The organism is Sphingopyxis sp. (genome assembly GCF_035686825.1).
Taxonomy (GTDB): domain Bacteria; phylum Pseudomonadota; class Alphaproteobacteria; order Sphingomonadales; family Sphingomonadaceae; genus Sphingopyxis.
The window spans coordinates 585,824-606,564 of sequence record NZ_DASRYZ010000006.1 but is presented as its reverse complement, the minus strand read 5'-3'; the positions used below and the strand labels follow the sequence as shown (position 1 = coordinate 606,564).

Annotated in this window: 19 protein-coding genes; 13 read left to right on the top strand and 6 right to left on the bottom strand. The window is 62.0% G+C overall.

The features are described 5' to 3' along the window. Window positions 1-4 precede the first annotated feature (4 nt). The 4 genes from VFG17_RS16450 to VFG17_RS16435 all read right to left on the bottom strand — a co-directional run bounded on the left by VFG17_RS16450 (window position 5) and on the right by VFG17_RS16435 (window position 2,951). Complete coding sequence (locus VFG17_RS16450; protein ID WP_325030436.1) at window positions 5-268, bottom strand: hypothetical protein; 264 nt, start codon at window positions 266-268, stop codon at window positions 5-7. After that, window positions 258-1,736: a type II and III secretion system protein family protein gene (locus tag VFG17_RS16445; protein WP_325030435.1), complete on the bottom strand. Its 1,479-nt coding sequence runs from the start codon at window positions 1,734-1,736 to the stop codon at window positions 258-260. Before VFG17_RS16445 ends, VFG17_RS16450 begins: the two co-directional genes overlap by 11 nt. Beyond that, window positions 1,726-2,676 (bottom strand): Flp pilus assembly protein CpaB, encoded by a 951-nt coding sequence (gene cpaB, locus VFG17_RS16440; protein ID WP_325030434.1) that lies wholly within the window; start codon window positions 2,674-2,676, stop codon window positions 1,726-1,728. The genes VFG17_RS16445 and cpaB overlap by 11 nt, the downstream gene beginning before the upstream one ends. 77 nt (window positions 2,677-2,753) lie before the next feature. After that, window positions 2,754-2,951, bottom strand: a complete 198-nt coding sequence (locus VFG17_RS16435) for a Flp family type IVb pilin (RefSeq protein WP_325030433.1) — start codon at window positions 2,949-2,951, stop codon at window positions 2,754-2,756. A 550-nt stretch (window positions 2,952-3,501) separates the two neighbouring features. Between VFG17_RS16435 and VFG17_RS16430 the strand changes: the two genes are divergently transcribed. The 4 genes from VFG17_RS16430 (at window position 3,502) to VFG17_RS16415 (ending at window position 7,803) form a co-directional block, all read left to right on the top strand. Beyond that, window positions 3,502-4,296 (top strand): DUF2569 domain-containing protein, encoded by a 795-nt coding sequence (locus VFG17_RS16430; RefSeq protein WP_325030432.1) that lies wholly within the window; start codon window positions 3,502-3,504, stop codon window positions 4,294-4,296. A 35-nt stretch (window positions 4,297-4,331) separates the two neighbouring features. Further along, window positions 4,332-5,366: a phosphatase PAP2 family protein gene (locus tag VFG17_RS16425; RefSeq protein ID WP_325030431.1), complete on the top strand. Its 1,035-nt coding sequence runs from the start codon at window positions 4,332-4,334 to the stop codon at window positions 5,364-5,366. Beyond that, on the top strand, window positions 5,363-6,556 hold the full coding sequence (locus VFG17_RS16420; protein WP_325030430.1) for an O-antigen ligase family protein: 1,194 nt from the start codon (window positions 5,363-5,365) through the stop codon (window positions 6,554-6,556). The genes VFG17_RS16425 and VFG17_RS16420 overlap by 4 nt, the downstream gene beginning before the upstream one ends. A gap of 584 nt (window positions 6,557-7,140) precedes the next feature. Next, the gene (locus VFG17_RS16415) at window positions 7,141-7,803 is read left to right on the top strand and encodes a PEPxxWA-CTERM sorting domain-containing protein (protein ID WP_325030429.1); all 663 of its coding nucleotides are present in this window, start codon (window positions 7,141-7,143) and stop codon (window positions 7,801-7,803) included. A 654-nt stretch (window positions 7,804-8,457) separates the two neighbouring features. Here VFG17_RS16415 and VFG17_RS16410 read toward each other — a convergent pair. After that, window positions 8,458-9,096, bottom strand: coding sequence for a PEPxxWA-CTERM sorting domain-containing protein (locus VFG17_RS16410; RefSeq protein ID WP_325030428.1), 639 nt, complete (start codon window positions 9,094-9,096; stop codon window positions 8,458-8,460). Between the two features lie 241 nt (window positions 9,097-9,337). Here VFG17_RS16410 and VFG17_RS16405 point away from each other — a divergent pair, with 241 nt between their 5' ends. Next, window positions 9,338-9,532 carry a hypothetical protein gene (locus tag VFG17_RS16405; RefSeq protein ID WP_325030427.1) on the top strand — a complete coding sequence of 65 codons (195 nt, stop codon included), beginning with the start codon at window positions 9,338-9,340 and terminating at the stop codon, window positions 9,530-9,532. 33 nt (window positions 9,533-9,565) lie between these two features. Here the strand turns inward: VFG17_RS16405 and galU are convergent, their stop codons facing one another. Then, window positions 9,566-10,429 (bottom strand): UTP--glucose-1-phosphate uridylyltransferase GalU, encoded by an 864-nt coding sequence (gene galU, locus VFG17_RS16400; protein ID WP_325030426.1) that lies wholly within the window; start codon window positions 10,427-10,429, stop codon window positions 9,566-9,568. A 253-nt stretch (window positions 10,430-10,682) separates the two neighbouring features. On the opposite strand from galU, the gene VFG17_RS16395 reads away from it, so the two are divergent. The 8 genes from VFG17_RS16395 (at window position 10,683) to VFG17_RS16360 (ending at window position 20,735) form a co-directional block, all read left to right on the top strand. Next, a complete protein-coding gene (locus tag VFG17_RS16395; RefSeq protein WP_325030425.1) occupies window positions 10,683-10,931 on the top strand; it encodes an XrtV sorting system accessory protein in 249 nt (82 codons plus the stop codon). Window positions 10,932-11,215: 284 nt separating this feature from the next. Continuing rightward, a complete protein-coding gene (locus VFG17_RS16390) occupies window positions 11,216-13,519 on the top strand; it encodes a hypothetical protein (protein ID WP_325030424.1) in 2,304 nt (767 codons plus the stop codon). Further along, window positions 13,410-14,924, top strand: coding sequence for a sugar transferase (locus tag VFG17_RS16385; RefSeq protein WP_325030745.1), 1,515 nt, complete (start codon window positions 13,410-13,412; stop codon window positions 14,922-14,924). The genes VFG17_RS16390 and VFG17_RS16385 overlap by 110 nt, the downstream gene beginning before the upstream one ends. Window positions 14,925-15,057: 133 nt before the next feature. Next, entirely contained in the window at window positions 15,058-16,413 is a 1,356-nt protein-coding gene (locus VFG17_RS16380) for an O-antigen ligase family protein (RefSeq protein WP_325030423.1), read from the top strand. Between the two features lie 108 nt (window positions 16,414-16,521). Further along, a complete protein-coding gene (locus tag VFG17_RS16375) occupies window positions 16,522-17,955 on the top strand; it encodes an oligosaccharide flippase family protein (protein WP_325030422.1) in 1,434 nt (477 codons plus the stop codon). Further along, window positions 17,948-18,916 carry a glycosyltransferase gene (locus tag VFG17_RS16370; RefSeq protein ID WP_325030421.1) on the top strand — a complete coding sequence of 323 codons (969 nt, stop codon included), beginning with the start codon at window positions 17,948-17,950 and terminating at the stop codon, window positions 18,914-18,916. Before VFG17_RS16375 ends, VFG17_RS16370 begins: the two co-directional genes overlap by 8 nt. Window positions 18,917-19,002: 86 nt before the next feature. Beyond that, window positions 19,003-20,094, top strand: coding sequence for a glycosyltransferase family 4 protein (locus VFG17_RS16365; RefSeq protein ID WP_325030420.1), 1,092 nt, complete (start codon window positions 19,003-19,005; stop codon window positions 20,092-20,094). Continuing rightward, window positions 20,091-20,735, top strand: a complete 645-nt coding sequence (locus tag VFG17_RS16360; protein WP_325030419.1) for a hypothetical protein — start codon at window positions 20,091-20,093, stop codon at window positions 20,733-20,735. The genes VFG17_RS16365 and VFG17_RS16360 overlap by 4 nt, the downstream gene beginning before the upstream one ends. Window positions 20,736-20,741: the final 6 nt, after the last annotated feature.

Genomic DNA, 20,741 nt, shown 5'->3' with positions numbered 1-20,741 from the left:
TTGTCTATTTCGGCGATCCGCTCTGACCGTCGGTCGTGCGGATGCTGTCGGGCTTTTTCACGCGGTCGGTGCGATAGCGCTCGACGGCCGCTGCGCTCTTCGCGGCGTCGGTCACGGGCACTGGCTCCGCATATTGGGGGTCCGGGTCGACGACCTGCGCTGCCATCGTTGTCCGCACCGCATTGCCGAAGGTGACGTCGGTAGGCGTGCAGGCCGCCGCCGTCACGGCCAGCGCCAATATCGCGCCGAGGCGAGTGTCAAAACTCATAGCCGCTTCCTTCCCTCAGGTTTGAAGTGGTCCCTGCGCGCCCCTCCGCCGGCATTGGCTGCTGGACGGGCGGAACCGCAGGGACCGCCCCATCGGTGCGACCCAACAGGAACAGGTCAACCTCAGCCGGTTCGCCGACACGATCGGTCGGCAACGCGACCTGCCCGGGCTTGATCGGTTGCACGAGGCGCGGGGTCACCACGATGAGCAGTTCGGTTTCGCCGCGCTTGAAGCCCGACGAACGGAACAGCGATCCGATGATCGGGATCGATCCCAAAAGCGGCACTTGCCGCACGGTCGTCGAGAAATCCTGCCGGATCAGCCCCGCGATAGCGAAGGATTCGCCGTCGCGCAGTTCCAGCGTTGTCGATGCGCGTCGCGTTTGCAGCCCGGGGATGACGATGTCGTTGAGGGTGATCGACGCCGTCGGATCGATCGAGCTGACTTCGGGCTCGACGACCAGGTTTATAACGCCATCCGCCAGGATCGTTGGCGTGAACCCAAGACTGACGCCGAACGGCTTGAACTCGATCGAGATGCCTTGCCCGCCGCCGCCACCGCCACCGCCGCCCGTGCCGCCTTGCACGACGGGGATGGGAAATTCGCCGCCAGCCAGAAAGCTTGCCTTCTCGCCCGACAGGGCGACCAGCGTCGGTTCGGCCAGCGTCTTGGCCAGTCCCTTGCTTTCGAGGCTGTCGAGCACACCAAGGATGTTGAGCCCGCCGATGTTGAAGCTGTGGCGGACGATGCCGAAACTGTCGGCGATCGCGCCCAGCTTCAGAATGCCTTCGCCGGTTTCGGGGTCGGGGGTCAGCGATGCGCCGCTGCCGAGCGCGCCGTCCCAGCTTCCCGATCCGTTGCGGAAAAAGCTGCGGACGCCGATGTCCTTGCCGGTCTGGCGGTTGATTTCGGAGAAGCGGACTTCCAGCATCACCTGTTGGCTGGATCCCACGCCCATCATGTTGACGACTTTCTCGCCCGCATAAGTACCGGCGATCTGGACGGCGTTCTGCGCCGCGGCGGCGCTGCTGACAACGCCCGACAGGACGACGGCGTCGTTCGATATGCGCGCGCTGATATCTTCGCCGGGCATCAATTCGCCGAGCTGGCGGCGTAGCGACACGACGTCGGGTCCCACTGCGATGTCGACGATGGTGATGACGCGGCCGCCCTTGTCATAGACGCTCAGGCTTGTCGTCCCCATCGCCTTGCCCAGCACATAGATCGACCGGTCGGAAATCGGCATGACGTCGGCGATTTCGGCATTGCCGACCATCGCGCGGCCGAAGGGACGGTCGAGCGTCACCGTCTGGCTTTTGTTCAGCGGCACATCGAGCTGCCCGGCGTGGACGTTGCCCGCCGACGCATAGGATTGCGCGGTCGCGGGGGGTGCCAGCGCTAGCGCGACGGCAAGCGTCAGCGGGGCGACAAGCGCGCACTTGGCGCGGCGTCGAAGATCACGAGCCATGGCGTTTGACCTCATAAACAGTCGGCGCGGTGCCGCGGACGATCTCGACCGAGGGGCCGATGGGGCGCGGTGCGGGAAGCGGCGGGCGCGGTCCGGCGGGCGTGGCGCGCGGCGGTAAGGTGGGATTTTCGGAATAGAAACCGGGCGGCAGGCCCTCTAAAGCCGGGGACCGGGCCCGCCGCGCCGGAGCCGAACGCCAGCCGCCGCCCAAGTCGCTTTGGGTGATGGACATGTTGGCGCCGTCTTCGATACTTGTGACGTTGCGCAGCGCGAGCGACAGCGCACCGACGCGCTGCGCAAGCGCCAGCTTTTGCGCGCTGACCGGGTCGACTTCCAGCGTCGCCGTCTTGGCGAGTTTGGGATCGGTCTTGCTCTCGTCGGCGATCTGGTCGATCGCGATGACGCGGATCTTTTCGAGCAGGACGTCGGTGACCTGGTCGTCGCGGTCGGCGCTCTCGCCTGCCATCTGACGCGTCAGCAGGATGTCGACAATGTCGCCCGGGGCGATCATGCCGGCAACGCCGGTCACATCGTCGACGCGCACCGCAACGGCGCGCATCCCTTCGGGCAACAGTGCCGAGATGCTGGCGCGGCCGTCGTCGCCGGAAATCTTGGAAGCGAGGATCGGTTCGCCCACCGCGATCGGGCGAAGCGCGACGCGCGGCCCCCGCGGGTTGTTGACGACCCCGATCGATGTCTTGAACGCGCCTTGCGGCAGCGAGCTGGCGGGCCAGCCAACCAGTTTGGTATTCTGTGCGGTTAGCACCGTGCCGAAGGCTAGCGGCTGCGACGCGACGAGCACCTGGACGAGTTGTAGTTGCTCGACCTGCCGCTGCTGGCGTTCTTCAATGCCGCTGAAATAACGGTTGGCGAGGAATACGACGAGCAGGCCCAGAAGGACCGCGATCCCTACGATATATGGTGTCCGATTTGACGGCATGGCCTGCGTCCCCCCCCCGGAATTGGCCAAGTAGAGGACCCTGCCGGAACTAGGCTCCGGCAGGGTCTTTCAAATTATTAGCAGTTAGCGGCCGGCGGAGTTCCAGCTGCCGTCGGAATGCACGCCGTGGCATTGCTCATGGCGCCCCGAATGGCGCCGCCGAGGTTCCACGCGGCGAGCGCAATACCGGTGCCGACGATCGCGAGGATCAGGGCATATTCCGCGGCCGAGGCGCCGCTTTCGTCACGCACGAAATTCTTCAGGAAATTCTTCATGGTCCGACTCCTTTAAACCGCACCGAGGGCGGTTAATGTCTGCCTTCCCCCCCCATGGAGGCGGCCAGACATTCCTGCTGAAGGAGTGCAGTGGAACCGACGCGACCCGGTGTAGAAATTCCGGCTGGCGCCGGTTCAACCTGTCAATGCGGTCCCTCAGCAAGGAACCTCATGATTCAATCCCTTTTTCGGGAAAGCGTCAACACAAAATTAACATGTCTTTATAGTGCCTTAATCAATATCATTCTGTTAACTATTTGCTTATGAAGGTGACAAAATTGGTTAACGTGATCGGTTTGATTGCGGATTCCGAGTCGATTCGCACCGGTTTGCTCGTTCTTGATCAACCTTGCTAATATAGGCGAGTATTTTCACTTATATGTTATGGGGTTAGTTGTTGTTTGAGGCATGAGCGGCCAAGTCGGGCAGGTTGGACGGCGGACATTTTGGCGGACGGAACCAGCCCGGGGGTGTCCGGGAACATTATATTAACCATAAACGCTCTACATAAAGGCTTTACATCGACGCGGTTCTACAAGAGGTCTCGACCATGATCGCAAATGCCACCTTCGATCGGCTGAAACTGGACTTGCTCGGCCGCAGCCGACGTTTCGTCGCCGCGCTGGAAGACAGGGTCCGGCAGTTGCTGCTGGGCTGGACCGTCATCGTCGCACTGCTGTGCGCCGGCCGGATCCTTTCTTCCTCGCTTCCGGCCGGCAGTCTCACGTCGGCGCTGATGCTCTTCGTGCCGCACATGTTGATCCTCGCCAGCCCCTTTTTGGGTTATTGGACCGCCAACCGCCTGTTTCCGCGCGGCGTCGACTTTGCTCAGCCCGAAATCCGTCTCGCGCGCCTTGGCAGCTGGCGTTCGCTCGACCCGGTCGCAGCACGGGGGCATAGCGCCTTTGGTCCGGTCGGCCTTATGGCTTCGTTGCTGATCGGCATGTTGCTCAACCTGCCGCTGCGAACCGCCGAGTTCATGGCGGGGGTGCCAGCCATGACCGCCGCGGCGCCGCCGTGGGGGCAGATGATCTACCTCGCGATGGCCGCCGACATCGTGGTGATGAATTTTCTTTATACTCTGTGCTTTTTCATGGCGCTGCGCCGGATGCCCTTTTTCCCGCGACTGCTGCTGCTGACTTGGTGCGTCGACGTCGCATCGCAGCTGGCGATTGCGCATTATCTCGGCGGCGCGCCGCACTTGCCCTCCGCCGTCGCTGCCGCGCTTGCGCCGCTGCTCGAAGGCAATCTCAAAAAGGCCTTCATCAGCATTATTGTATGGCTGCCTTATCTGATACTGTCGGAACGGGTAAATGTGACCTATCGCTGGCGTCAGCCAGCGTAGGGATCAGGCGCACGCGGCCGGCTAAGGGGAGGGGGATGAGCGCGGAAACCCGGCTTTCGCTAGCCGTCCTGCTTGTCGTCGCCTTGCTCGCGGTCGCCCTCCATTCGGTCGGGATCAATCCCTTCCGGCCGGCGGGATATGTGGCAAATCTCATCCTGTTCCTCGCGGCATGGTTTGTCATGGCGTCGGCTCGCCTCGGCTGGCACTTGCTGCGCGATCGTCCGGCGCAGCCGCTCGCATATCTTTGGGCGCATGATTTCGGTCCCGAATATCGTGCACGGCTGACGCAGTCATGGCCCATCCTGCTCGTCGCTATTCTATTCCTCCCAACCTTTTCGGCCATGAAAAGCGCGATTCCGCTGTTCCAGGATTATCGGTGGGATCAAAGCTTCATCGACCTTGACCGGCTAATTCACGGGACCGATGCTTGGCGCCTGCTGCAACCCGTGTTCGGCTTTCCAATCCTGACCTTTGTCATTTCGACGCTTTATCAGGTCTGGATCCTCCTCATTTACATGGGCACGATTTATGTCGCGCTCCACGTCGGCGACCGCGACCTGCGTTTGCGCTACTTCAAGGCCTTTTTCGCCATCTGGACCGTGAACGGTGTACTCCTCGCGATCATGTTCGCCTCGGTAGGGCCGTGCTTCGTCGGAGCCATGCTGGGCAACCATCATTTTGCCGACCAGATGGATTATCTGCATCGCGCCAATGCCCATTGGCCGATCATGTCGCTCGAGGTCCAGCAACAGCTCATCGAATGGCATGGTAATGGATCGGCCGAGCTCGGCCGCGGTATCTCCGCCATGCCGTCGATGCACGTCTCGCTTGCCTTCCTCTTCTTTCTGGCGGCCCGGCGGATCAATCGCGCGATGGGCGTTCTTTTTGGCCTTTACGCCGCCGTCATCCTGATCGGCTCGGTCCATCTCGCATATCACTACGCAATCGATGGCTATCTATCGATCGTCACTACCCTGCTACTATGGAGAGCGTTTCGCCGACATACGGTGGCAGCGAACGGAGCGCAGCCGCCGACCGCGTCAGGCTTGCTTCCGGGCCGCGCTCGATGAGCACCACTGCTGCGTCGCGCCCCGCGAGCTGGTATCTCGTCTGGTCGATTGCGCTGGCCCCTATGCTGCTCCTGGCGATCGGCTGGGGGCACGAGCTTTCGCCGACGCGGAGCTTTGCGCGGTCCTATTCGCTGCCGATCGTTGCCGTCGAGTTGGCGATCGCCATCGTCGCCTTTGCCGAGACGCGCCGGCTACCGCGCGTGCCGCGGCTTCCCGGAGCGCTGCTTCTCTTTCTCGTCGCGGTTGCCTTTTTCAGCGCCGCGCGTGCGCCCGATCCGGCGACAAGCCTTTTTATGACCTTGCTATGGGTCAACCACCTTCTCTTCGGCCTCGGGATATACCAGTTCGCCCGGCACGGACTGCTGAGCGCGCAGGAGATATTGCGCGCAATGCCGATTGCGTTCGTCTTGTTCGGGGGGGCGCTGATTGCCTATTATGCGCTGCATTCCGAACATAGTCACAACTGGTATCATGACACGCCATCGTTCAATAACATCCGGTGGCTCGGCTATTATTGTGCCGCCATATTTGGCTTATGCGCCGGGGGGTGGCTGGAGAGCCGCAGGGTAGGGCTGATCATAGCAATATTCGCGCTCGCGTTCGCTCTTTGGACGGGATCGCGGGGGAGCTTGGCCGCTGTGATCGGAGGATATATCGTGGCCATGCTATTCGTTCCTGCCGCGGCCAGGGCGACGCCCCGTTTTCTCGGGGCGGTATTGCTGTCGATATTATTGGCGCTGGTCGCCTCGCAGATCTGGCCTTTGGATCAAGGAAGTGCGGAACGTCTCTTCAATGATCAGGCGGATAGCGGCAGGATGGAAGTTTGGCGGCAGACCGCCTCGCTGATCGGCCAAAGACCCTGGCTCGGCTGGGGTGAGGCCCAGTTCGGGACGCTGCTCCACTCCGATTTGGGACAACCGCACAACGTCGTTCTGCAGATTCTATTGGCTTGGGGGGCGGTCGGCTTCGGTTTGGTTCTCGTTCTGGTCGCCATATTCGCGGACAGGCTGCGTCGGAAAGCCAATCGGCAAAACGCGCCGCTGACATTTGCAACATGCAACATCGCAGCGTTTTCTCTGATCGACGGAAGCCTGTTTCACGTCCAGTCGGTCTCGATCATTGTACTTTGTGTCGCCTTGCTCGCTGCCGACGAACCGGACGCAAGCGTAACGGAGCCCAGGCCTGAATAATCCACCTTCCGGTCGATTAATCCGCGTTCATTGTCGGCGTGGCCGGGTTTTCGTACGCCATCTTGTTTGCCAGTGCGATGGCAACCAGAATGCGCGGTTTGGTGCTGGCGAGGCCACGGGGGTAACAGCGATCGTGTCGTCGGCCACTGTCTCGGCATCGCCAGCAATCTTCGATTAACCGTAATGCCCCGCCTTCGCCAATAAAATGCCGTTGGTGGGTATTTTTACAAGGGCATAAACCTGTGGCTAGGCTTGGCGCGGACAAAATTCCGCGACGGGCAGTTTACACCCGCACAACATCGAATCGGGTCTCGAAGGACGATGCTACTCATTCGGGAGCAAGGGATGAGGAAGCGCTACACGCTTTGACGCTCCATCGATCTTCGCTGATTTTCGATTTAAATCATGTAATATTAGAATGTTATGTAGATCAGGCTGCGTCTCACTTATTTCTGATGTGGACTTGACGTCGCTTCAAAATGAGACGGTCGGAGCTATTTTTGATTCGCGTGCGGTGGCGAATCGGGTTAATAATTAGTTACTAATAACAGCACAGGGCGAGTCGCGCGGCCTGTCACCCACCCATGGAGATGATGACGATGCGAACTTTCATGTATAAATTGATGCTGGCCTCAGCTGCGGCTCTTGCCATTCCTTCGGTCGCGAGTGCTGCCATTACATTGGGTCCCGTGACCCCCGGCACCACTCCCTACTCGGGGCCTGCGCCCACCTACGATTTTGAATCGTCCGCGCCGGTATCGGGCGGTGCGGTCACCACGGGTTCGTTGGATGGCATCCGTGCGCAGCCATTCGGCAGCACCGGCAATTACTGGACCGTCGGCCCGAGCGATGGTTCGCCGGGCATCATGGACCTCTCGTCGATCGGCGATATCTTCAACATCAGCTTCCTATGGGGCTCGGTTGACGCCTACAATACGATCGAGTTTCTCGGTGCAGGCGGCGCGGTGCTCGCATCTTTCACCGGCTCCGATATTTTCAATCCGGCGAACGGAAGCCAGACCGACCCGAATCTGAACCCGCTCGTACGCTTTGACCTGACGGGTAGCGATGTGAGCGCCCTGACGCAGTTGCGGTTGAGCTCGACGAGCAATGCTTTCGAAACCGACAATTTCACGATCAACGCGGTTCCCGAGCCGGCGACCTGGGCGTTGATGATGCTCGGTTTCGGCGCGATCGGTTTCGGCATGCGTCGCCGTCGGAGCGTCGGGAAGCTTCAATTCGCCTGACCTGTCGGGCTCCCATCCACTGGGCGATTGAGAGGCGGCCGATGGCCGCCTCTTTTTCGTTCGGCCGCTTGTTGGTCTGCGGTTTTGACCGATTGATCTCCTCACCGCTGTCATTGAATCTCGACCGGACGAGGCGCGGTCGGTCGCTCGATGGTCGGACCCCGCGCGGGCCGTCGATGAATACGATGGTATGCGCACGCGATTATAGTGCGATCGCGGTGCGAATAGCTATCAGGCACGCCCCCGGTCGGGGAGGGGGGGGGCTGCATCCGGTGAGTGATTGGGAAATCGCGGCAACGCGCGAATGCCCACATGGGGGCTGAATGCGGCCTGGCGTATTTCCGAGGTGGGGGCATGTCGGATTCCGGGCCAAGCGCTCATGGATGTTGAGCAATGTGCCGACACCCAAAAGGTGCCCGGGTGCCCAAACTATTCTCTACGTGGAAAATGAAGGAAGCGCGCGCCGCCTGTGCACGGCCGGCCCCGCCTATCCATGACGTGGCCAAGAGAAAACCACCCGTCTAAAGCGACTTCGGCAGCAGCGCCGGTGGGCGGCGCTGCTGCCGGAGAGGGGGGGGCGGGTGTCAGCCGTTGGGGATTACAGCGGCATTATTCACCCGAGGCGTTCGATCGACCGCCTCACCCGCAAGTAACTTAGGCGTAGCGGACGCGAACGACCGGCTTGCGGCGGCGTACCGAGAAACCGATTGCCGCGAAACCGAGGATCATCATCGCCCATGTCGCGGGTTCGGGGACGGCCGCAACGGCCGGCGCGACATTGAGGCGGAACTGTCCGACGTCGGAGACGGTCGCTCCGTCGGTGAATGTCATCGTCACGCTCGAGAAGGTTCCATCGAACGCGTTGAAGAAGTTGCTGCCGTTCTTGCCGATATCGTAGAGGCTCGTGACCTGGCCGTCGCTGTCGCCGCCGCTGAACGAAAAGAAGACATTGCCGTTCGTCAAGGCGTCGATGTTGAATTCGAGCGCACTGATCAGACCGTCATTATAGGTGAAAGTCAGCGGATTATCGAGCGACAGGTCGACCGCGCCGACGCGAGCCTGACCGCTGGCAAGACCGATCAGGTCTTCGGTTGAGGTGAAGCTGACGGTGCCGGGCGCGTTATTGAGCGTTCCCGAAACCGTCGTCCCGGGCACGCCGGTTGTGACGAGGACATTGGAGTCCGGTTGCGCCGAGCAGCCCCCGCCAAGACAAATGGTCACGGCCGCGGATGCCGGAGCGCTGACTCCGGTCAACAATGCGGCGGCAAAGGTAAGTTGAAGCAATCTACGCATTGTCGCGCTCCCTGTTCGAATAGGTGCGACCCGATTCGTTGCGGATATCTTGATAACCCGGCGTAACATAAAATTAACGTTTGAGTCGAGTCGCGAATGAGCAGCGAGGAGGCCGAATGTCTACAAATGGCACATGCGATTGCGGTGTGTTTGGGTTGCCCCCAACCGCGAGCCAGACTGAGCAAGACGCGCCGCTCTCAGGCATTTCGCCAACAGATTGCGTCGGGACGATATCGGATAGATGGCGGAGTTGGCCTCCAGCGAACCGGAAAGCGCCTTACGCCACTCCGATCGCTCGCATTTCTCGCTTTACGTCATGTTACAGCAGAATGTTATCAATGGCGGCACGAATCCTCCGTCTGCATCCTCTGGCGAACTCGTTGACGAGTCGCTCCGCGCCGATACCTTCCCCAAGCTGAATATCGAGGGCGAATAATCACCCTTCTGGCGGGGCGCCGCCTCCGCCGGACTATTTCAGCAGGTCGATCGCAAAGGCGCGGACCTCGCCCGCCATATCGGGGCGTTCGAGCGCCACCGCGAGATTAGCCTGAATATAGCCGGCCTTCGACCCGCAATCGTAGCGCGCGCCGGCGAAGGTGACGGCGTGGAAGGGCTGGTTGCCGATCATCGTCGCCATCGCGTCGGTGAGCTGGATTTCACCGCCGGTGCCCTTTTCCTGGCGTTCGAGCACGCGCATCACTTCGGGCTGGAGGATATAGCGGCCCGAGATGATGAGGTTCGAGGGCGCGGCATCGACCGCGGGCTTTTCGACCAAGCCCTTCACTTCGGTCAGCGCACCATCGCGCGCGCCGGGCGCGATGACGCCATAGCTCGACACCTGTTCGTGCGGCACTTCGAGCACCGAGATCAGGTTGCCCCCGACCCGGGCATAAGCATCGACCATCTGCTTCATACAGCCGGGCGACCCGTGCATGAATTCGTCGGGCAGGAAGATCGCGAAGGGCTCGTCGCCGACGATGTCGCGCGCGCACCAGATCGCATGCCCCAGCCCCAACGGTTCCTGCTGCCGGACATAGGCGCAATTGCCGGGGCCGAGCCGTGTCGGTTCGAGCACCGACAAATCCTTGCCGCGTTCGGACATCGTCTTTTCGAGTTCGAAGGCGACGTCGAAATGATCCTCGATCGCGCTCTTGCCGCGGCCGGTGACGAAGATCATCTGCTCGATCCCCGCCTCGCGCGCCTCGTCGACCGCATATTGGATCAGCGGCCGGTCGACGATCGGCAGCATTTCCTTCGGGATCGCCTTGGTCGCGGGCAGGAAGCGCGTGCCGAGGCCGGCGACGGGAAAGACGGCTTTGCGGATCGGTTTCATCAAGGCAGGCGTAGCGCGAGCGACCAAGCGGGAAAAGCGCCCATTCGCGAAATTCGGTCCGGTACGTCCTGATTTCGGACATTCATCCAGGACAACACCGCAGATGCCATATGCTTCGCGGCACGATCTTCGCACTCGAGCGCTAAATGCCGACTATCCGCAGACCCGTGCCCCTGCTACGCATCTACTCGGGAGCGGCTGGGTCGATCAGCATGCCGTATAGGCCGCGTCGGGGTGTCGGAGGGAACGGGCTGTGGAAACCATTTGGGACTGGATAACTGTATTTGCATTTGCCGGGCTTGCGACGCTGCTCATGCAGCGTTCGGCTGAAGATGAGCCGCGCGATCAGCTCTGGCAATATGCTCCACCCGCTGTCGGTTGCGCGCTCGTCAACTATATCGGCAACGAAGGTTATCACGCGCCCGCCGCAATATTGTTCGTCGGCGTGATCGTCTATATCTTCAAGGTGCTCAACGTGCCGGTGCCTTTTCTCAAGCGATAGTCTCGGCGTATCGCGATCTTTCGCGCCAACGATGTAAACAAACTTAACAAACAGGTTCAATCCTGTAGAATTGCATGGTATTCCTGCCATGGCTTGCTGGACCGGCGCGCGGCACGGTCCATTGTCCGTATATGTGGGGACCGGCAATCACCCGCAGATCGACGGCCGCCATCGAAGCGCGCCCTGGGCGGGTGAGGTCTGCGGGCTCGACTGTTGTTTCTCGGTGGGGACAGGTCGGTTATCAATTGGCGGGAAGCCTGTTCGGCTGGGAGGCACGACGCGACATGGCTGGATCCAGCAAGGATAAGGCAAGCGACTGGCATATCGCACCGGCGCCGATCGGCGCCGGCGGCGGTTTTGTTACGGGCCTCGATATCGCTTCGGACGCATCGTTCATGGTTTGTAACACCGACGTGTTCAACGGCTATATCCGAAATGCAGGTGAAGCTCAGTGGCGCCACCTGCTGCGCCAGGACAATCTTGCCGAAGCCGATTATGACCCGCGCCCAGACAATCGCGCGGTGCTGCGCGCGAAGGCCGGCAATGGGGCCAATAACGGAACCTATTGCACCCGGATCGCGCCCTCGGATCCTCGCGTCATCTACACGGCGTGGAATGCCATTCTCTACCGATCGACCGACGCTGGACGGACCTTTCACCGTACTGCGCTCCCCCCCAAGGCCTTTCTATCGGATACTGGCCCTTCGCGCCGCTTCAGCCGGTCAATCGACGTGCACCCGCGCGACCCGGGGCGCGTAATCGCGGGAACCAATGGCGATGGCTGCTATGTCTCCGACGACGGCTTTGCGACCTTCCGGCGGCTGGAGCTTCCCGATACCGGAAAGGACTATAGTGGCACGCCGGGACGGTATCTCGTGTCCTGGGGAGGAGACGGCAGCGCCTGGGTCCATGTGTTCGGGACCGGTCTGTTTCACGCACCAACCGGGATCTCCGGACAGTTTTTGTTCGCCGGAGGACCGGCGACCGCTTCGTGCCTCGTCGTGGGCAAGGATGGCGCGGTGCACGTTTGCGAATTTCGTACCAGCGCCGCACAAATACCCGATGCGCTGCACATCCTGCGCAACGGGCAATGGCGGCGTGCGCCCGGCACCAAGAACGCCGATCAGGTCGCCGTCAGCCCGTTCGACCCGCAGCATCTCGTCTGGGTCAATGAAAATAGCGGTCAATGGTGGCAGAGCCGCGATGGCGGTGCCACTTCGGTCGATTTCGGTAACGAACGCCGCGGCGCCGGCGAGAGCGCGTGGCTCTCGGATAGCGGCAAGGCAGTCTATCCCGCGCAGATCCTGTTCGACCCGCTTCGCGAAGGACGGCTATGGATCGCCGAAGGCGTTGGCATCAATTATTGCGACCTCCCCACGAACCCGGAGCAACCCGTCATATTTCACGACAAGAATTCCGGGATTTCGGAATTCGTCGCGACCTGCGGCCTGACCGCTGCAGGCAACCCGACGGCTCTCCTCGGGGTCATGGACAAGGGCGTGTGGCGGGTCGGCGACGATGGCAACGATGGCTGGGCCTATTCGCCGCTGCCAGGCCGCTCGCTCAACCGAAGCGCCGTTGCGCATCTGCGAAGCATCGACAATGCTGCCGATGATCCGGCCTTCGTCGTGGGCCTTTTCCAGCAAGACGGCAGCAACGGCCGGTCCGAGGACTGGGGGCGAACCTTCACCCCTCTTGCTCCTCCGCCGGGGCAGGCGGCCTGGTTGCCGGGAGGTGACTGTGCTGTATCGACACGCGACAACATCATCATCGCCCAGGCGAACAGCGGCAGCGCATGGTGGACGAAGACCGGCGGTCTGCGCCCCGAGGACTGGCACCCGGTGGCGTTCGGGGGATATTCGCCCGTTACCGCATGGATTAACGCCTATTATGTCCACCGCGACTGTCTTTCCGCGGACAAGACGCGCCCAGGCGTTTTTGCCGCGCTCGTCAACAACATCTACAAGGGGGCTGGCAATCGCGATGCCATCGGACGCGACATCGCGGGACTGTGGCTCAGCCGCAATGGAGGCGAGGGCGAATGGGAACAGCGCGTCAAGGGCACTATCGCGCCGCGGGGGGCGCGGCACCACACATTGAGCCAGTTCTGGCAGGCGCGCCTCGCGTATGTTCCGGGTAAGAGCGGCGAACTGCTCTATGCCAATTGCGAAGGCGGCAACGCGCACGATCAGCTGATGTGGCTCAAAGACGACGGCGCCGAGATCGTCGGCCTGCCAGCTTACCGCCTGCGAGCCTTCGACTTCGGCATGGCCGCGCCGGGCGCTGCCCGGCCCGCGGTCTTCTTTTACGGGACGTGCGACGGGGTTCAGGGACTCTACGTCACTTTCGACTGGTTCGCGACCGATCCCGTGCTCATCAGCCGTTTTCCAAACAGCAGCATCGACTATGTTTCCGCGGGGTTGGGCCTCGTTGGCGATATGAACCGCTTCGGCCGTTGCTACCTCGGCTTTGGCGGCAATGGATGGGTGCGCGCCGACCTGCGCCCGGCCGCGCCGAATGTCATCGCAACGCAATATCCACCTTTGCCGGCTATGGCGGTCGCGGGCGGCAGGCGTGAACATGGATAATCTGCGAGCAGAGGTGGTAAAGGACGAGGGCGCGTGGCCGCGCGGTTCTCGCACTGTGCCTCTGCGCCGCGTCCTATCGTCGGCGCGGGACAAGCGGACATTCCTCTACTGCCTGTCGCTGCTTCTCGACATTCTTTGTCTTTGCGCCGGTTATGTCGTCGCGCTTCAATTGCGCGACGAGCAATGGCTCGCTGCCGGAGGCCACTCGATCATTTACATCGCGCTGCCGATTTTCGTTATGTTCGAGATTGCGCGCGAAGCGCAGGATGTCGAAACGCTCGCCAATCGACTGATCGCGATCCAGCGCTCGCTCGGAGCGCTCGGGGCGACCGCGATCGTGATCATCGGCATGGGTTTTCTGTTCAAGGCCGAAGACATTTCGCGGCTTGGCCTGGCGGTGACCTTTGGCGCGGCCGCGGTTTTCATTGTCGCGGCCAAAAGCCTCCTCGACCTGATCGTTCACAAGATGATGGGGGACGCGGTTGTTTCGACGATCCTCATTCTCGACGGCCTCACCGTCCATGCCGAGCCGCATGCCGCGGTCGTCGATGTCACGGCTGACGGCCTGTGGCCTGACCTCGATCGTCCCGACATGATCGACGCCCTGTCGCGCCTGATTGCGCCCTTCGACCGCGTTGTCGTGGCCTGCCGCTTCGATCACCGGCCCGCATGGGCGACCTTTCTCAAGGGGCATGACGTAGGCGGCGAAATCCTTCTGGATCGCGACCTTATCCACGGCGCCGTCGCGATCGGTCAGTATGATGATCGCGACACCATCATACTCTCACGCGGTCCGCTGAACCTCATGAACCGAATCCAGAAGCGCGCGCTCGACCTCGTCGTGGGAATTGCGGCGCTCATCATTCTGTCGCCGCTTCTTCTTCTTGTCGCCGTTGCAATCCGGCTCGAAAGCCCCGGCCCCGTCCTTTTTCGGCAGATGCGGGTCGGGCAGGGGAATCGCCAGTTTCAAATATTCAAGTTCCGCTCGATGCGGAGCGACAGCAGCGATGCCGACGGCAGCCAGTCGACGGCGCGGACAGACACGCGCGTCACACGGGTCGGACGCATCATTCGTCGGACCAGCATCGACGAATTGCCGCAACTGCTGAACGTCATCCGCGGCGAGATGAGCATGGTTGGCCCGCGACCCCACGCGCTCGGGTCGACGGCCGGTAACGAATTGTTCTGGCACGCTTCGCAGCAATATTGGCTACGCCATGCCTTGAAGCCGGGGATCACAGGTCTGGCGCAGATCCGAGGTTACCGCGGCGCAACCGAATGTGTCGAGGATTTGGCCCGGCGCGTGCGGTGCGATCTTGAATATCTATCGAACTGGTCATTGTGGACAGACGTGTTGATCATGATCAAGACTATCCGCGTCGTGATCCACAAGAACGCCTATTAGACCTCTGCCGAACTTTTCCGCCGTCCGGCGGCCGCCTCGCGGAGGCCGACGCGCCTCGACCGCGCGCCTGAATTTCTGTCGGTTCTGCATTGGGCGGATTGGCAGATGTCGTCTATTCTCCTAGGAATCGCTTATGCGCATTGTCGGGATACTGCTCGTCCTGCTGTCGATCCCGACATTCGTTGCCTTGCTGCGCACTTTTCCGCGCCAGCGCAAATGGGCCTATCTGGGCGTCGGCTTACTCCCGTTCGTCGTCAGCGCGCTCAATCTCGATGCGGCTCTTATCAACTGGGCGGGCTGGCCCGGCTATGCAAAAGGCATCGTCCTTTCGTTACTTGACACGCTGGCAATGGCCATTCTCGTCACGAATGCCGCCCCCTTTCGCAAATTGCCGCTCGCCGGGGTATTTGTCTTTTATCTCCTCGCCGCGATGCTCTCGGTCGCAATGTCGACGCTTCCGATGAGTTCAGCCTTTTACGTGTTTCAACTCGTTCGCGTCTTTCTCGTCTTCGCCGCAGTCGCCTCCTTCGCCGGTCAGCCTGGCGCCGTGCGATGGTTGTGCTTCGGTCTCGCGCTCGGCGCCACCTTCCAGGCGGTCATGACAATCGACCAGCGCATGTCGGGCGCCGTCCAGGCGGCTGGAACGATGGGGCATCAGAACCTTCTCGGACTGATGCTGCACTTCGTGACGCTACCGCTTCTTGCGCTGCTCCTCGCCGGCGAACGAAGCAAGCTGATCATGACGGGTGTCGTCGCAGCGCTCTTGGCTGTCGCGCTCGGTGCGTCGCGCGGCGCGATCGGCTTCGTCGCCATCGGGCTTGCGCTGCTCTTCCTGCTCTCGCTCGTTCGGCGGTCGACCCCGCACAAATGGAAGATCACCGGACTCGCCGTGCTGGCCATGGCCGTTGTCGTACCGATCACCATTTCGAGTTTCCACGAACGCTTTGCGAGCCGACCGATCTACGATGGTCCCGACGGCGAGCGGCTGGCCTTCGAACGCGCCGCGAAGGCGATGTGGAACGATCATCCGCTGGGCGTGGGCGCGAACCAATATGTCGTGACAGCCAATTCCGATGGCTATTCGGAACGCGCGGGTGTGACTTGGAGCTACGCCAGCCGCTCGACCAACGTCCACAACATGTATCTTCTCACCGGTGCCGAACTGGGCTGGATCGGCCTCGCTTCGCTAGTCTTGCTTTTTGCCTGGCCGGTGCTGCGCGGTCTGTCCTTCGCATTCCGCAATCGTAAAGATCCGCGGGGGGACGTCGTGCTCGGTGCAAGCATTGCCATTTTCGTCACCGCTCTTCACGGGATTGTCGAATGGATTTTCGTGACCGGGCACGCGCAATATGTTTTTGCCATTTCGATGGGGATAATCGCCGGAAATATCCGAGAGCACTGGCGCGACGTCGCTACGAAAGCGCGGGCGAAGCGGCGCCGGGCCGCTCCGGTGGCGGCGAGCGACAGCCGCGCTCAGGGCACTGTGTGAGCGCTGACGTCCCTTCATCCGATTTCTCTCGCGGCGGGGTATGTCTTCCCTCGCGCGCGACCATCCGGACGTCCGCGCAACGGCGTGTCGGAAAGGCGTGCCCTGCGCGTGGCTGAGGTCGAGGGTGATTCCGGGGCCCCGCTGACTGCCACCGCGCGGTGGCGTTCGGCACTGCGCCGTTCCCTCGGCTCGCGACGTTCGCTACTCGGCGCCGCTGGGTGGGTGTCGGCGACATTTATCGCACAGCAGACACTGCGGCTTGTATCGAACGTTGTGCTCGCCTGGCTCCTAGCGCCAGCACTTCTCGGCACGATGCTGCTAATCAATACGCTGCGGACCGGGGGCGAACTGCTCACCGATGTCGGTGTGGGGCAAAGCATCGTCAACAACCCAAGCGGCAACGAGCCAGCATTCTACAACACGGCTTGGACGATCCAGATTCTCCGGGGACTTATTCTGTTCGCGCTTGCGATCGCGCTGACGGTTCCGATTGCTCGGCTTTACGGCAAGCCCGAGTTGCTGATCCTGCTGCCGGCGGTCGCACCGATTTTCATTCTTACCGGGCTGACATCGCCGGCTCGTTTCCTGCTTCAGAAGCGGCTGGAAGTGCGTAAACTCGCACTGTTCGATCTTGCCGCCGCGCTGTTCGGAACGGCGGTTCAAATCGGCCTTGCAATTTATACGCCGACGATCTGGGCGCTTGTCTGGGGGCTGCTGATCGGAACAGCGGGGCCGGCAGCCGCGAGTTTTTTCCTCATCGACTGGCGCTCGCACCGACTCCGCTGGGAAAAGGAAGCCGTGCGGGCCGTGCTTCATTTCGGCAAATGGGTGTTTCTCTCTTCGCTCATCTATTTTCTCGCCATGAATTTCGACCGGCTTTATTTTGCCGACGCCATCCCGATCGCGCTGCTCGGTGTTTACGGCATCGCGCGAACGTTCGCCGACACGATCACGCTCCTGTTCCAGCGAATGGGCAGCCTGCTCATATTCCCCAAGGTTTCCGCGTCGCAGCAACGGGGTTTCGACCTCCAGCGCGCCATTCGCCCGATCCGACTGGCCACGCTGCTCGTCGCGGCAACCGGACTTGCACTCGCCGTAGCGCTGGCCGACCGCTTCATCTATCTGATCTATGATGAACGATATCACGCGGCGGGCTTTTTCCTTTCGATCCTGCTCGTCGGCAGCTGGTTCGGCATCCTCGCAACGATGGCCGACGCGATGATGATGGGTGTCGGGAAACCGTCCGGCGTCGCCTTGAGCAATGGAGCGAAGCTGGCGGTCATCGCGGTTGCCTTGCCGTTACTTCTGCCGCGTTACGGCATGAATGCCGCCTTATTCACCTTTGTCCTTGCGGACGCCGTGCGATATGCGATGCTGGCGTGGCGCAAACGCGGTGTAGGACTCTCGTTTCTTCGGCAGGATGCCGCCTTGACCCTTTTCTTTCTCGTCCTGATCTTCCTTTTTCGCGAAGCGACGATGCTCGCTGGCCTCACAGAGGGTGTCGGTTCATGGCTCGCGCAGGTGGGGGGCCCGTTTGCCTAGGCAGGGCAACCTTGGTCTTGTCGCAATCGGGCGCAACGAGGGCGAACGGCTTCGGCTTTGCCTCGGCGCGGTTCCGGACACCATGCCGATCGCCTATGTGGACAGCGCCTCGACAGACGGCAGCGCCGAATTCGCGCGGTCGATCGGAGCGCTGGTCGTAGAGCTCGATCTCGCCTTGCCGTTTACCGCGGCACGGGCCCGCAACGCTGGCCTTGAGGCGATTCTGAGCGCCTGGCCGAACCTTGAATATATCCAGTTCGTCGATGGCGATTGCGAACTCGAACCCGGCTGGCTTGACACCGCCGAGGCCTTTTTGCGCTCCGACGCGGCCGTGGCGGCGGTATGCGGCCGCCGCCGCGAGCGCTATCCGGAACGCAGCTTCTACAACCGGATGTGCGACGGTGAATGGAATACGCCGATCGGAGAGGCGGAGGCCTGCGGCGGCGACGCCATGTTCCGAGTCGATGCACTTGCCGAGGCGAAGGGCTATGACCCCGCGATCATCGCCGGCGAGGAGCCCGAACTATGCTACCGATTGCGAGGACGGGGCTGGCGAATCTGGCGGATCGACAGTCCCATGACAATCCACGATGCCGATATGCACCGGTCGCGCCAATGGTGGATGCGGACCGTTCGCAGCGGTTTCGGTTACGCGCAGGTCTGGCAGAAGACGCGAAAGGGGAACGGCGAGCCGCTCTATTTTCGCCAGCTTGTCAGCGCGCTTTTCTGGACCTTCGGCGTCGCCCTCGCCGGGGTGGTCGCGGCTCTTTTGCTCGGGCCGGTTGGCCTGCTCGCCGCTCCGATCATCTGGCTCGCTCAACTGGCGCGCCTGTCCCGTCGCGGCGGACTCGCTTGGGGCTGGCACATGCTCGCCGGAAAGCTCGCGGAAACGGGCGGAATCCTGCGCTACCTCCTCAGTCGGCTCGTCGGCAGGACCCAGGGCGCAATCTTCTATAAATGAGCCGCATCGCCTATTTGGTCAGCGATTATTACGCGCCATCGCACACTTTTATCCGGCGCGAGATCGCTGGTCTGCGGGCGCGCGGCATGGATATTATCGCCTTCAGCGTCCAGCCGGGCGGCGATACTGCGATCCGCGCGGAGAATATTCTCGGCCGCTCGCCGCTCGCTTATGCTGCCGCGCTCGTCTGGGCTTTCTGGAAAGCGCCGGGCCGCTTCCTGTCCAGCTGGCGGCTCGCCTTGCACCACCGACCGCCGGGCCTCAGAGCGCTGATCTGGTCGCAGTTCCATTTCGTCGAGGCCATGCTGATTTCTCGGCTTCTGCTGCGCGGCGGCGCGACCCGCCTGCATTGCCATTTCGCCAACAGCGGCGCCACCGTCGGGCTCTTGGCGGCCAATTTCGCGCGCCTGCCCTGGAGTCTGACTCTTCATGGCATATCCGAGACCGATTACCCTGCAGGCTTGCTCCTTGCCGAAAAGCTCGAACGCGCCGCCTTTGTCGCGTGCGCTAGCTATTTCATGCGTGCGCAGGCGATGCGCATGGTCGCGCCCGCCCACTGGGACAAGATGATCGTCGTCCGCTGCGGCATCGATCTCGCCGCGCTGCCTGCCGCCATGCCGCATCGCGATACAGGACCAGCGCGAATCATCTGCGTCGGCCGGCTGTCGGCGGAAAAAGGCTATTTTGGTTTGCTCGACGCGCTCGCCGCGATCGAGCCGTCGGCAGGCTGCAGCGAACTGGTCATTATCGGCGACGGACCGATGTCGGCAGCGGTGCATGCATATGCGCGCGAACTAGGGCTACTCGACCGGATCCGTTTCGCCGGCGCCTGCGCAGAAAATGAGACGCTCACCGAGATTGCGTGCGCGGATATCCTCGTCCTTCCCAGCCTGATGGAAGGCTTGCCGGTTGTGCTCGTCGAAGCGATGGCGCTTGGCCGTCCGGTTCTTGCGAGCCGCGTCGCCGGCGTCCCCGAGCTTGTCGTCGAGGGTACCGGATATTTGTTCACGCCGTCGGACTGGGAGGATCTCAAGCAGCAGCTCGCGGCGTTGCTCGGCGCGCGAGACCGGTGGCCGCGCATGGGCCGTGCCGGGCGGAAGCAGGTCGAGGCCGCGTTTCGCGCCGATCAAGCAGCGGAACGCATGGCCCGCCTTTTCGCGAACGAGGACATAATATGAGGATCTTCGATCATTTCGATGCGATCCGGATCATCAATCTTGCTCACCGGACCGATCGCCGGCGCGCGATGGACCGCGAGCTTGCCCGTGTCGGTCTGGCGAGCGATCCGCGGGTCGCCTATTTCCGCGCGGTCCGGCCCGATGATGCCGGCCGCTTCACGTCGATCGGCGCGCGAGGCGTATATCTCAGCCAGAAAATCCTCCTTCGCGAGGCGGCTACCGCCCGCCGCTCGCTGCTGATACTCGAGGATGATTGCCTGTTCCTGCCGGGGGCGGCCGACCGTGAATTCGAGAAGGGGTGGGATATCTTTTACGGCGGATACACCGCCTCTGACCCGCGGGACCTTGTTGGGAGCGATATCCAGGGCGCGCATATGATGGGCTTTTCTGCCAAGGGTGCACGCTTGGTCTCTCGCTATCTCGAAGAGCTGACCTGCGAGGGGATTCATCCGCCGATCGATGCCGCCTATGTCTGGTTTCGCCGCGCCAGCCCAGAAGTTCGGACCTGCTTCGCGGAGCCCCCGCTCGCTGGCCAGCGGTCATCGCGCAGCGATATCGCCGCGCTCGCCTGGTACGACAGGGTGCCGCTGGCTCGAGGTGCCGCCGCGCTCGCGCGGGCGATGCGAAAGGGGCCCAGCTGAAATGGA